Raw genomic sequence first — 15,108 nt, 5'->3', positions numbered from 1 at the left:
CCTCGCCATTTCATATCTCATGGCAACTTGCCTGCCAGATGCATGTTTAGGGCCGCTAGATCGACGATTTTCCGCCAAAAATCACCGACTAATGGTTGATGCGCTGGCGTGCTTTTTGTGACAGGGGCTTTTCCGGAAATGTTCAATAAAATTTACGAAATTGCCCTGTAAGCCGCGCCGCACAAGGGTTGCGATGGGCCGGGATGCGCATGTCATGGCGGGCAATGCGGGGAGGGGGAGGACAGGCAGGAGAGAAGCGCCGGCCCCAGGGCGGGGCCGGGCGTTTGGGCGATCAGTGCTCGGTGCTGTCGTGCTGCTGGTCGAACTGGCGCAGGTGCTTGCGGGAGAGGGCGAGGAAGCGTGGCGTCGGGCCGATGTCCTCGTAGAGCGGATCACCCTGCTCGTCGGTGGCCACCACCTTGCTGCCCTTGACGTAGGGCAGGCTGGCTTCGAGCTCTTCGAGGGCGGAGCCGAGCAATTCGCCGAGCAACTCCTCCAGGCTGCGCTTGGGGTACATCTCGTTGAGGGCGGCGAGTCGGGCCGCGGATTCCACATCCAGGTGGATGCTGTACTGGCTGCGGGTCAGGCGACCCTTGGCGTTTTCTTCCCAATGGCGGATCAGTTCGCGGATCTTCATGGTCACCTCGTGCCGGGCCCGCTCGTGGCGGGCATCTGCTGGAGGTCGGCGGCGCGGTGCCGTCGGCCGGCGGACGCTTCTGGGGCCCGCCTGTTTTCAGCCTAGCTCGCCGGGGACGATGCAGCGGCATGGCGTCGCACCCTTGTAAGTCGATGGCGCCCTCGGCACTCTGGGGGCTCGACATCTCTCTGGGGAGCCTGTCATGGCGGAAATCGACGCACGCTTGCGCGAAGACGTTCACCTGCTCGGCGAATTGCTGGGCAACACCATCCGCGCCCATCAGGGCGAGGCCTTCCTGGAAAAGATCGAGCGCATCCGCAAGGGCGCCAAGGCGGCCCGCAAGGGCTCGCGGCAGGGCGAGCAGCAGCTCAACGAGGCCCTCGACGATCTCACTGCCGATGAATTGCTGCCGGTGGCCCGGGCCTTCAACCAGTTCCTCAACCTGGCCAATATCGCCGAGCAGTACCACCGCATCCGTCGGCGCGGGCCGCAGGAACCCGAACTCTTCGAGAAGCGCGTGCTGCCCGAGCTGCTGCAGCGCCTGGGCGCCGCCGGGCATTCGCCGGACCAACTGGCACGGCAGGTGGCGCGGCTGGATATCGAGCTGGTGCTGACCGCCCACCCCACCGAGGTGGCGCGGCGCACGCTGATCCAGAAGTACGACGCCATGGCCGCTCAACTGGCGGCCCAGGACCACAGCGACCTCAGCGCCGACGAGCGCGCCAAGGTGCACACCGCCCTGGAGCGGCTGATCGCCGAGGCCTGGTTCACCGACGAGATCCGCCGCAGCCGGCCGACGCCGGTGGACGAGGCCAAATGGGGCTTCGCGGTGATCGAGCATTCCCTCTGGCACGCGTTGCCGGCATTCATCCGCCAGACCGACCGCACCCTGCATGCGGCCACCGGCCTGCACCTGCCGCTGACCGCCGCGCCGGTGCGCTTCGCCTCGTGGATGGGCGGCGACCGCGACGGTAACCCCAATGTCACCGCCGCTGTGAGCCGCGAAGTGCTGCTGCTGGCGCGCTGGATGGCCGCCGACCTCTACCTGCGTGATGTCGACCACCTGGCCGCCGAGCTGTCCATGCACCAGGCCAGCGATGAATTGCGCGTGCGTGTGGGCGTGCACCCCGAGCCCTATCGGGCGCTGCTCAAGCAATTGCGCGAGCGCCTGCGCGCCACCCGCGCCTGGGCCCAGGCGGCACTGGATGGCGAGGTGGCGGCCGGCCCCGAGGTGCTGCAGGACAACCAGCAACTGCTGGAGCCCCTGGAGCTCTGCTACCACTCCCTGCACGCCTGCGGCATGGGTGTGATCGCCGATGGCGCGTTGCTCGACTGCCTGCGCCGCGCGGCCTGCTTCGGCCTGTTCCTGGTGCGCCTGGACGTGCGCCAGGACTCCGCCCGCCATCGCGCCGCCCTGGCGGAAATCACCGACTACCTGGGGCTCGGCGACTATGCGGCCTGGGACGAGGACGCGCGCCTGGCCTTCCTCCAGCGTGAGCTGGACAACCGCCGCCCGCTGCTGCCGCCCCATCACAAGCCTTCCGCCGAAACCGCCGAGGTGCTCGCCACCTGCCGCGTGGTTGCCTCGGCACCGGCGGCCTCCCTGGGCTCCTATGTCATTTCCATGGCCGGGGCGCCCTCGGATGTGCTGGCCGTGCAACTGCTGCTCAAGGAAGCCGGGCTGCAGCGGCCGATCCGCGTGGTGCCGCTGTTCGAGACCCTCGCCGACCTGGACAACGCCGCCCCGGCCATCGATCGGCTGCTGGGCCTGCCCGGCTATCGCTCGCGCCTGCACGGCCCGCAGGAAGTGATGATCGGCTACTCCGACTCGGCCAAGGACGCCGGCACCACGGCGGCTGCCTGGGCCCAGTACCGCGCCCAGGAAGCGCTGGTGGAAACCTGCCGCCAGCATCAGGTCGAGCTGCTGCTGTTCCATGGCCGCGGCGGCACTGTGGGGCGTGGCGGTGGCCCGGCCCACGCGGCCATCCTGTCGCAACCGCCGGGTTCGGTGGCGGGGCGTTTCCGCACCACCGAGCAGGGCGAGATGATCCGCTTCAAGTTCGGCCTGCCGGACGTCGCCGTGCAGAACCTCGACCTCTACCTGGCGGCGGTGCTGGAGGCGACCCTGTTGCCGCCGCCGCAACCCGAGCCCGCCTGGCGCGCTGAAATGGACCGCCTCGCCGCCGAAGGCGTGGCCGGCTACCGCGCGGTGGTGCGCGAGCACGAGCAGTTCGTCGAGTACTTCCGTCAGGCCACGCCGGAACAGGAGCTGGGCCGCCTGCCCCTGGGCAGCCGCCCGGCCAAGCGCCGCGCCGGTGGCGTGGAAAGCCTGCGGGCGATCCCCTGGATATTCGCCTGGACCCAGACCCGCCTCATGCTGCCGGCCTGGCTGGGCTGGGAGCGGGCGCTGCAGAGCGCGGTGGAGCGGGGCGAGCTGGCGCTGCTGCGGGAGATGCGCGAGCGCTGGCCGTTCTTCGCCACCCGCATCGATATGCTGGAAATGGTCCTGGCCAAGGCCGACGGCAACATCGCCGAACTCTATGACTCGCGACTGGTGGAAAAGCAGCTGTTGCCGCTGGGTGCGCATCTACGCGACCTATTGTCGCAGGCCTGTACGACCGTACTAGGGGTGACCGGTCAGTCCGAGCTTCTGGCGTCCAGTCCCGAGACCCGCGAGGCCATCAGTGTGCGCAACACCTACCTCGACCCGCTGCACCTGCTCCAGACGGAGCTTCTGGCCCGTTCCAGGCGCGCCGAAAGCAGTGCCGAAGGCCCCCTGGAACAGGCGTTGCTGGTGAGTGTGGCGGGCATTGCGGCAGGCCTGCGGAACACCGGTTGAAGGGGCTTCTTATCCGACTTTCGGTGGCTTGTGCGGCATAGGGGTGCTGTGTATCTTGATCAACCTTTTGGCCGCTCAACGACGCCGAAACCCGATACTGAGATTGGCCCCAAGAGGCGAATCCGAGACTTCAAAACAATCTTGAGGAGCACATCGATGCGCGTGATTCTGCTGGGGGCGCCCGGTGCCGGAAAAGGTACCCAGGCTGGTTTCATCACCAAGAAGTTCGCTATTCCGCAAATCTCCACCGGCGACATGCTGCGCGCAGCGGTCAAGGCGGGCACCGAGCTCGGCCTGAAGGCTAAGAGCGTGATGGATGCCGGCGGCCTGGTTTCCGATGACCTGATCATCAACCTGGTCAAGGAGCGCATCGCTCAGCCCGACTGCGCCAACGGCTTCCTCTTCGATGGCTTCCCGCGCACCATTCCCCAGGCTGAAGCCCTGAAGGAAGCTGGCGTGACCATCGACCACGTGGTCGAGATCGCCGTGGACGACGAAGAGATCGTCGGCCGCATCGCCGGTCGCCGCGTGCACCCGGCTTCGGGTCGCGTGTACCACACGGAGCACAACCCGCCGAAGGTCGCTGGCAAAGACGACGAAACCGGTGAAGACCTGATCCAGCGCGACGACGACAAGGAAGCCACCGTGCGTCATCGCCTGTCCGTGTACCACTCGCAGACCAAGCCGCTGGTGGACTTCTACCAGAAGCTGTCCGCTGCCGAAGGCACCCCGAAGTACAGCGCCATCGCCGGCGTTGGCTCGGTGGAAGAGATCACCGGCAAGGTGCTCGCCGCGCTTTCCTGATCGATTGACGATCGATTCGACCAACGGCCCGCTTGCGGGCCGTTGGCGTTTATAATGCGCGCCTTTTTCGACCCACCTGGATGCACCGATGACCACCCTGCTGGCCCTGGATACCGCCACCGAAGCCTGTTCCGTCGCCCTGCTGCATGACGGCCGCGTGCTCAGTCACTACGAGGTGATCCCGCGCCAGCACGCCCAGCGCCTGCTGCCGATGATCCAGGACCTGCTGGCCGAGGCCGGTGTCGGCCTGCCGGCCCTCGACGCCATCGCCTTCGGCCGTGGCCCAGGTGCCTTCACCGGCGTGCGCATCGCCGTGGGTGTGGTCCAGGGCCTGGCCTTCGCCCTCGACCGCCCGGTGCTGCCGGTGTCCAACCTCGCCGTGCTGGCCCAGCGTGCCCACCGCGAGCAGGGCGTCCACCAGGTGGCCGCGGCCATCGATGCGCGCATGGACGAGGTCTACTGGGGGTGCTACCGCCTGGAGGCCGGCGAGATGCGCCTGGCCGGCAGCGAAGCGGTGCTGCCGCCCGAGCGTGCGGAGCTGCCCCGTGACAGCCAGGGCGAGTGGTTCGGCGCCGGCACCGGCTGGGGCACCTTCGCCTCGCGCATTCCGGTGGCGGTGAGCGGCCAGGCGCCCGACCTGCTGCCCCACGCGCAGGACCTGCTGACCCTGGCCACCTTCGCCTGGGCCCGCGGTGAAGCGGTGGTGGCGGACGAGGCCCAACCGGTTTACCTGCGCGACAACGTCGCCACGCCCAAGGCGCCGCGCTGAGCGGTCTGACGGCCGGCACTGCCGGGCGTCAGCGGCGATTGAAAATCCCTGGCCATCCGGCTAGATTTCCACCACATTCGCCAACCCCTTTTTCAGCCTGACCTCCATTGATGCGCATCGACGGCTTCACCTCATCCATCTCGCTGGATCGCAGCCCCCGCCAGGGCAGCGCGAATACCGCTTTCCGCGAGGTGCAGCGCGAGGTCGAAACCCGTCGTGACGTGCCGGCCACCCCGGCCAGCACCCAGGGCTTCGAACAGACCGCCCAGCCGCGCAAGGTCGAGGCCAGCAATGCCAGCAGCAACAGCCTGCCGGCCCGCCCCCAGGACATCGTGCAGCAGCGCAACCTGAGCAATCGCGCCAACCAGGCCATTGCCAGCTACGCCACCACCGCCAGCTTCGCGTCGGAGACCGACGCGCCGGAAGTCCTCGGGCTCGACCTCTACGCCTGATGCTGCCGTACTTCCTCGGCTGCCCGTCCTGGAACGAGCCCGCCTGGCGCGGCAGCTTCTACCCCGCCGATACCCGCCCTGCCGAGACTCTCGAGCACTATGCCCGGGTGTTCAACGCCGTGGAGGGCAACACCACCTTCTACGCCCGCCCCTCCGGCGCCACGCTGCAGCTGTGGGCCGAGCGCATGCCCGAGCATTTCCGCTTCTGCGCCAAGCTGCCCCGGGACATCAGCCACGAGGGTGACCTGCGCGACCGCATCGGCGCCACCCAGGAGTTCCTGCGCCTGCTCGAGCCCCTGGGTGCGCGGGTGGCGCCGCTCTGGCTGCAACTGCCGGCGAGCTTCGGGCCGCAGCGCCTGGGCGAACTGGCGGACTGGCTGGACACCTTCTCCCACCGCGCCCTCGCCGTGGAGGTGCGCAATGCCGCGTTCTTCGCCCGGGGCGAGGAGGAGAAGGCCCTCAACCGCCTGCTCCACGAGCGCGGCGTGGAGCGCATCTGCCTGGATTCGCGAGCCCTGTTCGCCTGCGACTCCGACGACCCGGCGGTGCTCCACGCGCAATCGAAGAAGCCGCGCGTGCCGGTACGCCCGACCGCCTTCAGCGCCGCGCCCCAGGTGCGCTTCATCGGCGGCCCGGACCTGGACGCCAACCAGCAGTACCTCGACCCCTGGCTGGACAAGGTGGCCGACTGGATCGGCGAAGGCCTGGTGCCCCATGTATTCCTGCACACCCCGGACAACCATCTGGCGGCCGCCCAGGCGCAACGCTTCCATGCCGAGTTGATGACCCGCCTGCCGGGCCTGCCGGCATTGGCCGAAAGCGCTGCACAGCAGGAATCGACACAACTCGACCTGCTCTGAGGCTGTCACTATCCCCAAGGCGCGGGTTAAGGTCGGGCCTTTGCAACCAGGGAGAGATGCCATGCCGAGCCAGGCCCAACGTGCCGAAACCTTCCGCGCCCTGCATCAGGACGCCGGACTTCTCGTACTGCCGAACCCATGGGATGCCGGGTCGGCGAAGATGCTCGCGGCCCTGGGCTGCCGCGCCCTGGCCACCACCAGTGCCGGGCTGGCCTTCTCCCTGGGCCGCCGTGACGCCGAGGGCGCGGTGAGCCGTGAGGAGGCATTGGCCAACGCCTGCGCCATAGTCGAAGCCACGCCCCTGCCGGTGGCCGCCGACCTGGAGAACGGCTACGGCGACAGCCCCGAAGCCTGCGCCGAAACCATCCGCCTCGCCGCCGAGGTCGGCCTGGTGGGCGGCTCGATCGAGGACGCCAGCGGCCGTGCCGACGCCCCCATCTACCCCTTCGAGCTGGCCGTCGAGCGTGTCCGTGCTTCGGTGGAAGCCGCGCGCAGCCTGCCGTTCCCCTTCACCTTCGCCGCCCGTGCGGAGAACTTCCTCCATGGCCACCCCGACCTCGACGACACCATCCGCCGCCTGGTGGCCTATGCCGAAGCCGGTGCCGATGTGCTTTATGCGCCGGGGCTGACCACCCGCGAGCAGATCATCGAAGTGGTGCACGCAGTGGCGCCCAAGCCGGTCAACCTGCTGGTGGGCTCACCGGCCTTGAAGGTGGGCCTGGCGGAGCTGGCCGAGCTCGGCGTCAAGCGCGTCAGCCTGGGCTCCAACCTGGCGCGGGTGGCCTACGGCGCCTTCTTCCGGGCGGCAGAAGACCTGCTCTGCGGCGACCTCACGGCCACCCAGCGGGCCATGCCCTTCAACCGCATCAACGACCTGTTCAAGGGCTGAGCGGGTGCGCGTGCGCCGGCTGATTCCGCTGCTGGTCCTGCTGCTGGTGCTCGGCGCACCCCTGGCGGTGTACCAGAAGTGGGTGCAGCTGCCGCCGCGCTGGGACCCCTGGGCGCCGCTGGATGTGCGCGATGAACCGAACCTGCTGACCCCCTTCAAGCTGATGCGCCTGCAGGCCGACCCAGCGCTGTGCCGCCTGGCGCTGCAGACCTCCAGCCTGAAATACGCGGCGCTGCCGGACAGCGCGCCGGCGGCGGGTTGCCCCATCGAGAACAGCGTGCGCATCAGCGGCTCGGGGCTGGCCTTCAGCAGCAGCTTCATCGCCACCTGCGAGGTGGCCGTGGCCTTCGCCCTGTTCGAGCGCCACGGGCTGCAACCCGTCGCCCGCGAGCTCTACGGCCAGCCGGTGGCGCGCATCGATCACCTCGGTAGCTTCGCCTGCCGCAATATCGGCGGTACCCAGCGCCGCAGCCAGCACGCCTCGGCCAACGCGCTGGACATCGCCGGCTTCCGCCTGGCCGATGGCCGGCGCATCAGCGTTGCGCGTGACTGGGCGGGCGATGACACCGAGGCGCGCTTCCTGCGCCGGGTACGCGACGCCGCCTGCGAGCACTTCAATACCACCCTGGGGCCGGAGTACAACGCCGCCCACCACGACCACTTCCACGTCGACATGGGCCTGTTCCGCATGTGCCGCTGAGTGCCGCGCACGGGCGCCTGACGCGTGGCTCTGGCAGAATGCCGAGCATCTTGAAGCAGTGGATCCAACCGATGAGTGATGAGCGGGAACAGGCCCGGGTGCGTGTCGACGCACTGGCGCCGCAGCACCAGGCAGGTGCGGCCCAATGGGCGGCCAGGCTTGGGCTGCCCCTGGACGGCGAGGCGGATTTCGCCCTGCAACTGGGTGACGACGGCCTGCAGCTGGTGGACCTGTCGCCCCAGGCGCCGGGCCCGGTGCGGGTCGACTTCGTCGAGGGCGCGGCCGCTCATCGACGCCAGTTCGGCGGTGGCGCCGGGCAGATGATCGCCAAGGCGGTGGGCGTGCAACCGGGCATCCGCCCGCAGGTGCTGGACGCCACTGCCGGCCTGGGCCGCGACGCCTTCGTGCTCGCCAGCCTGGGTTGCGAGATGGACCTGATCGAACGCCAGCCCCTGGTGGCGGCGCTGTTGGAAGATGGCCTGGCCCGCGCTGCGGGTGACGGCGAGGTGGCTGCCATCGCCACGCGCATGCGCCTGCACACCGGCAATGCCATCGAGCTGATGCAGGGCTGGCAGGGCGAGGCGCCCCAGGTGATCTACCTCGACCCGATGTTCCCCCACCGCGACAAGAGCGCCCTGGTGAAGAAGGAAATGCGCCTGTTCCGCCCGCTGGTGGGCGATGACCTGGACGCCCCGGCCCTGCTCGCGGCGGCCCTGGCGCTGGCCAGCCACCGCGTGGTGGTGAAGCGCCCGCGCAAGGCGCCGATCATCGAGGGCGCCAAGCCCAGCTATGCGCTGGAGGGCAAGTCCAGCCGCTACGACATCTATCCGAAGAAGGCCCTGAGCAAGGGCTGACCGCGAGGGAAGGGACTCCATGGACGACGCCATTCGCTGCCCCATCCGCCGCACCCTGGCGCACCTGCCCTGGGTCGGTGACGACCGCGCCGGTGCCCGCCATTGGCTGGCGATGCAGCGCGACCCGCTGGCCTGGCTGCAGAAGGTGCATGCCGAGCAACCGGACATGGCGGTCACGCGCATGGGGCTGAGCCGGCTCTGGTGCCTGTTCCACCCCCGGGCGGTGCAGGAGCTGATGGTCGACCACCGCGAACACCTGAAACGCTGGGAACCCAGCCTGTGCATGATGCGCCAGTGGAACGGGCGCAGTTTCATGATGCGCGAGGGTGAACCCGCCCGTGAGCGGCGCAAGGAAATGCGGCCGCATATCGCCGCGCCTTCGGCCGCCGAGATCCTGCAACTGGCGCAGCGCTGGAGCGAGGGCATCGAGCCCGGTGCCGAGCGCGACCTCGACCTGGAAATGGCCGCCTACAGCGTCACCCTCACTGGGCGCGCGCTCTTCGATATCGACCTGGAGCCCGACGCCTTCCGCGTGGCCCGCGCGGTGCGCCTGCTGTCGCGGGTGGCGCTGCTGGAGACCAGCACCGGCATCCCCCTGGGGCACTGGTTCCCCAGCAAGCTGTGCCCGCGCAAGCGCTGGGCCCTGGCGCAACTGCAGGAAGTGGTGGGGCGCTGCGCTGACGAATCACCCCGCCCGCTGGCGGTGCAGCGCGACGAACTGGCCACGCTGCTGATGGCGGGGCACCAGTCCACCGGCGCGACCCTGACCTGGGCGCAACTGCTGCTGGCCCAGCACCCGGAGGTGCGCGAGGCGCTGCGGGGCGAACTCAAGGGCGTGGACTGGAGCCGGGTACAGGGCGTGGCCGACCTGCGCCAGTGCCCGCTGCTGCGGGCGGTGATCCAGGAAAGCCTGCGCATCTACCCGCCGGCCTATGGCCTGGTGCCCCGGCAACTGACGGCGGACGTGGAGGTGTTCGGGCAGGAGCTGAAGAAGGGCGACATCGTCATGCTGTCGAGTTGGATCACCCACCGCGACCCGCGCTGGTTCGAAGCACCGCTGGAATTCCGCCCGCAACGCTTCATCGAGCCTTCGACCTGGCCCAAGGGCGCCTATTTCCCCTTCGGGCTGGGGGACCGCGCCTGCCCGGGCACGGCCATGGCGATGATGGACCTGGCGGTGTCCCTGGCCTGGTGGGTCGAGCACTGGGACGTCGAGCCGCTGGGGCCGATCGAGCCCCAGGGCTGGTTCTCCCTGCGGCCCAAGCGGGCGCGGGTCAGGTTCGTGCGGCGGGGATGACGTCCTCGGCGCGGTAGGCGCGGAGGAACAGCTCCACCACTTCCTGCACGTGCTGCTCGGCCTCTTCGCCCTGGAGGGGCGTGGCGCAGCCGATCAGCAGGCGGAAGTTGTGCCCACCCTTGATCAGGCAGAAGAAGTGCTCGGCGGCGTTGATCGGCTTGTCGATGCGCAGCTTGCCGGCCTTGTCCGCCTGGATCAGCAGGCGCTCCATCTCGTTGAGGATCTGCTGCGGGCCGGCGTCGAAGAACAGCTTCGACAGCTTCGGGTCCTGGTTGCCCAGGGTGGCCATCAAACGGTGCAGTTCGATGGACTCGCTGCTGTTGATCAGCGCCTGGAAACCCATGCCGATGTTGCGTAGCACAGTTTCGATGGTCCCACCGAGGGGCAATTCGAACAGCAGCTCCGGCAACTGCTCCATGCACTTGGCCTTCACCGCGGCGGAGAACAGCGTCTCCTTGTCGGTGAAATGGCTGTACACGGTGAGTTTGGAGACCCCGGCCTCGGCGGCGATGGCGTCCATGCTGCTGCCGTCGTAACCCTTGCTGAGGAACAGCGACTTGGCCGCCTCGAGGATCGCCGCACGCTTGGCCGGGTCCTTGGGGCGGCCGGGGCCGCTGGCTTGTAAAGTTTTGTCAGACATTCGCGTTTAAATACTGGACTGGTGAGTTTGCTATTTTTACTATACTCGGCAGTATAAATATTCCAACAGCACTTTTGCGAAAGGTCATACACCATGTTCCGCCATGTCCTGCCCCTCGCTCTGCCTTTGACACTCTCTTTGCTCGTCGGTGCCTGCGGCAACAGCGAGACCGTCCAGCAATCGATACGCCCGGCCATGGTGGTGCAGCCACAGCCCGCCGGCGACGCGATGGTGACCTACCCGGGCGAAGTGCGCGCCAGGCTGGAGCCGGAACTGGCCTTCCGCATCGGCGGCAAGATCACCCGGCGACTGGTGGAAGTGGGGGACCGGGTGAAGGCCGAGCAGCCCCTGGCCGAACTCGACCCGCAGGATGTGCGCCTGCAACTGGAAGCGTCCCGCGCCCAGGTCGCCGCCGCCGAAGCCAACCTCAAGCTGGTGCGCGCCGAGCGTGACCGCTACCAGACGCTGCTGGAGCGCAAGCTGATCAGCCAGTCGCAGTTCGACAACGTCGAAAACCAGTACCGCTCCGGCGAGGCGCGGGTGAAGCAGATCAAGGCCGAATTCAACGTGGCCAGCAACCAGGCCGGCTATGCCGTGCTGCGCGCTTCGCAGAACGGCGTGATCGCCGCCCGCCGCGCGGAAGTGGGCCAGGTGGTGGCCGCCGGGCAGACCGTCTTCACCCTGGCCGCCGACGGCGAGCGTGAAGTGCTGATCAGCCTGCCGGAGCACGCCATCGACCGCTTCAAGGTCGGCCAGCAGGTGGCGGTCGAACTCTGGTCGCAGCCCGACAAGCGTTTCCCCGGGCGCATCCGTGAACTCTCGCCGGCTGCCGACCAGCAGTCGCGCACCTTCGCCGCGCGCATCGCCTTCACCGCCGGCGAGGTGCCCGCCGAGCTGGGCCAGAGCGCCCGCGTCTACATCCAGGCCAACGGCGAGGTGCCGCTGTCGGTGCCGCTCTCGGCGCTCACCGCCGAAGCCGGTGCGCCCTACGTCTGGGTGGTGAACCCGGACAGCTCGAAGATCGAACGCCGCCCCGTGCGCGTCGGCCCCTACGGTGAAGACCGCGTACCGGTGCTCGAAGGCCTGAAGCCCGAGGACTGGGTGGTTGCCGCCGGTGTCCAGGTGCTGCGTGAAGGCCAGGAAGTCCGCCCCGTGGACCGCGCCAACCGCGCGGTGAAGCTGATCGCCAAGGAGTAGGGCAGAGTGAACTTCAACCTTTCCGCCTGGGCGCTGAAGAACCGTCAGATCGTCCTCTACATCATGCTGCTGCTGGGCATAGTCGGTGCGATCTCCTACACCAAGCTGGGGCAGAGCGAAGACCCGCCCTTCACCTTCAAGGCCATGGTGATCCGCACCAACTGGCCCGGCGCCAGCGCCGAAGAAGTTTCCCGCCAGGTCACCGAGCGCATCGAAAAGAAGCTCATGGAGACCGGCGAGTACGACAAGATCATTTCCTTCTCCCGCCCCGGCGAATCCCAGGTGACCTTCCTCGCCCGTGATTCCATGCATTCGGCGGAAATCCCTGAGCTCTGGTACCAGGTGCGCAAGAAGGTCAGCGACATTCGCCACACCTTGCCCCAGGGCATCCAGGGGCCGTTCTTCAACGACGAGTTCGGCACCACCTTCGGCAATATCTATGCGCTGACCGGCGAGGGCTTCGACTACGCCGTGCTCAAGGATTACGCCGACCGCATCCAGCTGCAGCTGCAGCGGGTCAAGGACGTGGGCAAGGTCGAGCTGCTCGGCCTGCAGGACGAGAAGATCTGGATCGAGCTCTCCAACACCAAGGCCGCCACCCTGGGCCTGCCGTTGGCCGCCGTGCAGCAGGCGCTGGAAGAGCAGAACGCCGTGGCCGCCGCCGGCTTCTTCGAGACGGCCAGCGACCGCGTGCAACTGCGCGTCAGCGGCCGCTTCGATTCGGTGAAGGAGATCCGCGACTTCCCCATCCGCGTGGGTGATCGCACCTTCCGCATCGGTGACGTCGCCGACGTGCACCGTGGCTTCAACGACCCACCCGCGCCGCGCATGCGCTTCATGGGTGAAAACGCCATCGGCCTCGCGGTCTCGATGAAGGCGGGGGGCGACATCCTCATCCTCGGCCAGGCCCTGGAAGGCGAGTTCGCCCGCCTGCAGGAAACCCTCCCGGCCGGCATGCAGCTGCGCAAGGTCTCCGACCAGCCGGCGGCGGTGAAGACCGGCGTGGGCGAGTTCGTCCGCGTGCTCACCGAGGCGCTGATCATCGTGCTGCTGGTGAGCTTCTTCTCCCTGGGCCTGCGCACCGGCCTGGTGGTGGCGCTGTCGATCCCGCTGGTGCTGGCGATGACCTTCGCCGCCATGTACTACCTGGGCATCGGCTTGCACAAGATTTCCCTCGGCGCGCTGGTGCTGGCGCTGGGCTTGCTGGTGGACGACGCGATCATCGCGGTGGAGATGATGGCCATCAAGATGGAGCAGGGCTACGACCGGCTCAAGGCGGCCAGCTACGCCTGGACCAGCACGGCCTTCCCCATGCTCACCGGCACCCTGATCACCGCCGCTGGCTTCCTGCCCATCGCCACCGCGCAATCGGGCACCGGCGAGTACACCCGTTCGATCTTCCAGGTGGTGACCATCGCCCTGGTGGTGTCCTGGATCGCCGCCGTGGTCTTCGTGCCCTACCTGGGTGACCGCCTGCTGCCGGACCTGGCCAAGCGCCACGCCGAGAAGCATGGCGGCAGCGGCGCCCACGACCCCTACGCGACGCCCTTCTACCAGCGCGTGCGGCGCGTGGTGGAGTGGTGCGTGCGTCGGCGCAAGACGGTGATCGTGCTGACCCTGGTGGCCTTCGTCGCCGCCATCGCCATGTTCCGCTTCGTGCCCCAGCAGTTCTTCCCGGCTTCCGGGCGCCTGGAACTGATGGTCGACCTGAAGCTGGGCGAGGGCTCCTCGCTGAGCAACACCGAAGCCGAAGTGACGCGCCTGGAGAAGATGATCAAGGAACACTCGGGTGTGGATAACTACGTGGCCTACGTGGGCACCGGTTCGCCGCGCTTCTACCTGCCGCTGGACCAGCAACTGCCGGCGGCGAGCTTTGCCCAGTTCGTGGTGCTGGCCAAGACCATCGAGGACCGCGAGGCCCTGCGCAGCTGGCTGATCCAGACGCTCAACGATGAGTTCCCCAGCCTGCGCAGCCGCGTTTCGCGCCTGGAGAACGGCCCGCCCGTGGGCTACCCGGTGCAGTTCCGCGTTTCCGGCGAGCACATCGACGAAGTCCGTGCCTACGCCCGCAAGGTGGCCGACAAGGTGCGCGAGAACCCCCATGTGGTGAACGTGCACCTGGATTGGGAAGAGCCGAGCAAGGTGGTGCGCCTGAACATCGACCAGGACCGCGCCCGCGCCCTGGGCGTGAGCACCGCCGACCTGTCGCGTTTCCTGCAGAGCTCGCTCACCGGCTCCACGGTCAGCCAGTTCCGCGAGGACAACGAGTTGATCGACATCCTCCTGCGCGGCACCTCGCGTGAGCGCCAGGAACTGGCCCTGCTGCCGAGCCTGGCGGTGCCCACCGACAGTGGCAAGAGCGTGCCCCTGTCGCAGATCGCTACCCTGGAATACGGTTTCGAGGAAGGCATCATCTGGCACCGCAACCGCCTGCCTACCGTGACCGTGCGCGCCGACATCTACGACAAGTCGCTGCCGGCCAGCCTGGTGACGCAGATCCTGCCGACCCTGGAGCCGATCCGCGCCGAACTGCCCAGCGGCTACCTGCTGGACGTGGGCGGCACAGTGGAAGACTCGACCCGTGGGCAGAAGTCGGTGAACGCCGGCGTGCCGCTGTTCATAGTCGTGGTGCTGACGTTGCTGATGCTGCAGTTGAAGAGCTTCTCGCGTACGGCGATGGTGTTCCTCACCGCGCCCCTGGGGCTGATCGGGGTGACCCTGTTCCTCCTGGTGTTCCGCCAGCCCTTCGGCTTCGTGGCCATGCTCGGCACCATCGCCCTGTCGGGGATGATCATGCGTAACTCGGTGATCCTGGTGGACCAGATCGAGCAGGACATCAGCGCCGGCCTGGACAAGTGGCACGCCATCATCGAAGCGACGGTGCGCCGTTTCCGCCCCATCGTGCTCACCGCCCTGGCCGCTGTGCTGGCGATGATCCCGCTGTCGCGCAGTGTGTTCTTCGGCCCCATGGCCGTCGCCATCATGGGCGGCCTGATCGTCGCCACCGCGCTGACCCTGCTGTTCCTGCCGGCGCTCTACGCGGCCTGGTTCCGGGTCAAGGAAGTGCCCCGCGCCTGATCGTGCGGGGAGCGGAGCACCGCTCCCCGCAGGTCGGGCTGATGTACGAGGCCCAACGTTGCGATGCCACCTCAGGCACCGCGCGTTGGGCC

At 68.1% G+C, this 15,108-nt stretch carries 13 protein-coding genes; 11 read left to right on the top strand and 2 right to left on the bottom strand.

The annotated features are described in order from the left end of the window. Positions 1-292: 292 nt before the first annotated feature. Entirely contained in the window at positions 293-637 is a 345-nt protein-coding gene (locus tag OEJ36_RS00980; protein ID WP_263400034.1) for a pilin assembly protein, read from the bottom strand. Positions 638-839: 202 nt separating this feature from the next. Between OEJ36_RS00980 and ppc the strand changes: the two genes are divergently transcribed. The 9 genes from ppc (at position 840) to OEJ36_RS00935 (ending at position 10,101) form a co-directional block, all read left to right on the top strand. Continuing rightward, entirely contained in the window at positions 840-3,476 is a 2,637-nt protein-coding gene (gene ppc, locus OEJ36_RS00975) for a phosphoenolpyruvate carboxylase (protein ID WP_263400033.1), read from the top strand. A 156-nt stretch (positions 3,477-3,632) separates the two neighbouring features. After that, a complete protein-coding gene (gene adk, locus OEJ36_RS00970; protein ID WP_263400032.1) occupies positions 3,633-4,280 on the top strand; it encodes an adenylate kinase in 648 nt (215 codons plus the stop codon). Positions 4,281-4,368: 88 nt separating this feature from the next. After that, positions 4,369-5,049: a tRNA (adenosine(37)-N6)-threonylcarbamoyltransferase complex dimerization subunit type 1 TsaB gene (gene tsaB / locus OEJ36_RS00965; protein WP_263400031.1), complete on the top strand. Its 681-nt coding sequence runs from the start codon at positions 4,369-4,371 to the stop codon at positions 5,047-5,049. Positions 5,050-5,159: 110 nt separating this feature from the next. Beyond that, positions 5,160-5,501 (top strand): hypothetical protein, encoded by a 342-nt coding sequence (locus OEJ36_RS00960; protein ID WP_043244041.1) that lies wholly within the window; start codon positions 5,160-5,162, stop codon positions 5,499-5,501. Beyond that, a complete protein-coding gene (locus OEJ36_RS00955; RefSeq protein ID WP_263400030.1) occupies positions 5,501-6,361 on the top strand; it encodes a DUF72 domain-containing protein in 861 nt (286 codons plus the stop codon). The genes OEJ36_RS00960 and OEJ36_RS00955 overlap by 1 nt, the downstream gene beginning before the upstream one ends. Before the next feature lie 61 nt (positions 6,362-6,422). Beyond that, positions 6,423-7,250, top strand: coding sequence for an isocitrate lyase/phosphoenolpyruvate mutase family protein (locus OEJ36_RS00950; protein WP_263400029.1), 828 nt, complete (start codon positions 6,423-6,425; stop codon positions 7,248-7,250). Positions 7,251-7,254: 4 nt separating this feature from the next. After that, positions 7,255-7,950, top strand: a complete 696-nt coding sequence (locus OEJ36_RS00945; RefSeq protein WP_263400028.1) for an extensin family protein — start codon at positions 7,255-7,257, stop codon at positions 7,948-7,950. A gap of 71 nt (positions 7,951-8,021) precedes the next feature. Further along, positions 8,022-8,804 carry a class I SAM-dependent methyltransferase gene (locus OEJ36_RS00940; protein WP_021219477.1) on the top strand — a complete coding sequence of 261 codons (783 nt, stop codon included), beginning with the start codon at positions 8,022-8,024 and terminating at the stop codon, positions 8,802-8,804. A gap of 19 nt (positions 8,805-8,823) precedes the next feature. Beyond that, positions 8,824-10,101, top strand: coding sequence for a cytochrome P450 (locus OEJ36_RS00935; protein ID WP_263400027.1), 1,278 nt, complete (start codon positions 8,824-8,826; stop codon positions 10,099-10,101). Here OEJ36_RS00935 and OEJ36_RS00930 read toward each other — a convergent pair. Then, entirely contained in the window at positions 10,079-10,741 is a 663-nt protein-coding gene (locus tag OEJ36_RS00930) for a TetR/AcrR family transcriptional regulator (RefSeq protein ID WP_263400026.1), read from the bottom strand. The genes OEJ36_RS00935 and OEJ36_RS00930 overlap by 23 nt on opposite strands. 93 nt (positions 10,742-10,834) lie before the next feature. On the opposite strand from OEJ36_RS00930, the gene OEJ36_RS00925 reads away from it, so the two are divergent. Further along, positions 10,835-11,938, top strand: coding sequence for an efflux RND transporter periplasmic adaptor subunit (locus OEJ36_RS00925; protein ID WP_263400025.1), 1,104 nt, complete (start codon positions 10,835-10,837; stop codon positions 11,936-11,938). A 6-nt stretch (positions 11,939-11,944) separates the two neighbouring features. Next, on the top strand, positions 11,945-15,016 hold the full coding sequence (locus OEJ36_RS00920; protein WP_263400024.1) for an efflux RND transporter permease subunit: 3,072 nt from the start codon (positions 11,945-11,947) through the stop codon (positions 15,014-15,016). The last annotated feature ends 92 nt before the right edge of the window (positions 15,017-15,108 follow it).

The sequence above is a fragment of the Pseudomonas sp. PDM13 genome, from assembly GCF_025685765.1.
In the GTDB taxonomy this organism is placed as follows: domain Bacteria; phylum Pseudomonadota; class Gammaproteobacteria; order Pseudomonadales; family Pseudomonadaceae; genus Metapseudomonas; species Metapseudomonas solani.
Note: the sequence above shows the minus strand (reverse complement) of the source record. Positions and strands in the feature narration are given on the sequence as shown.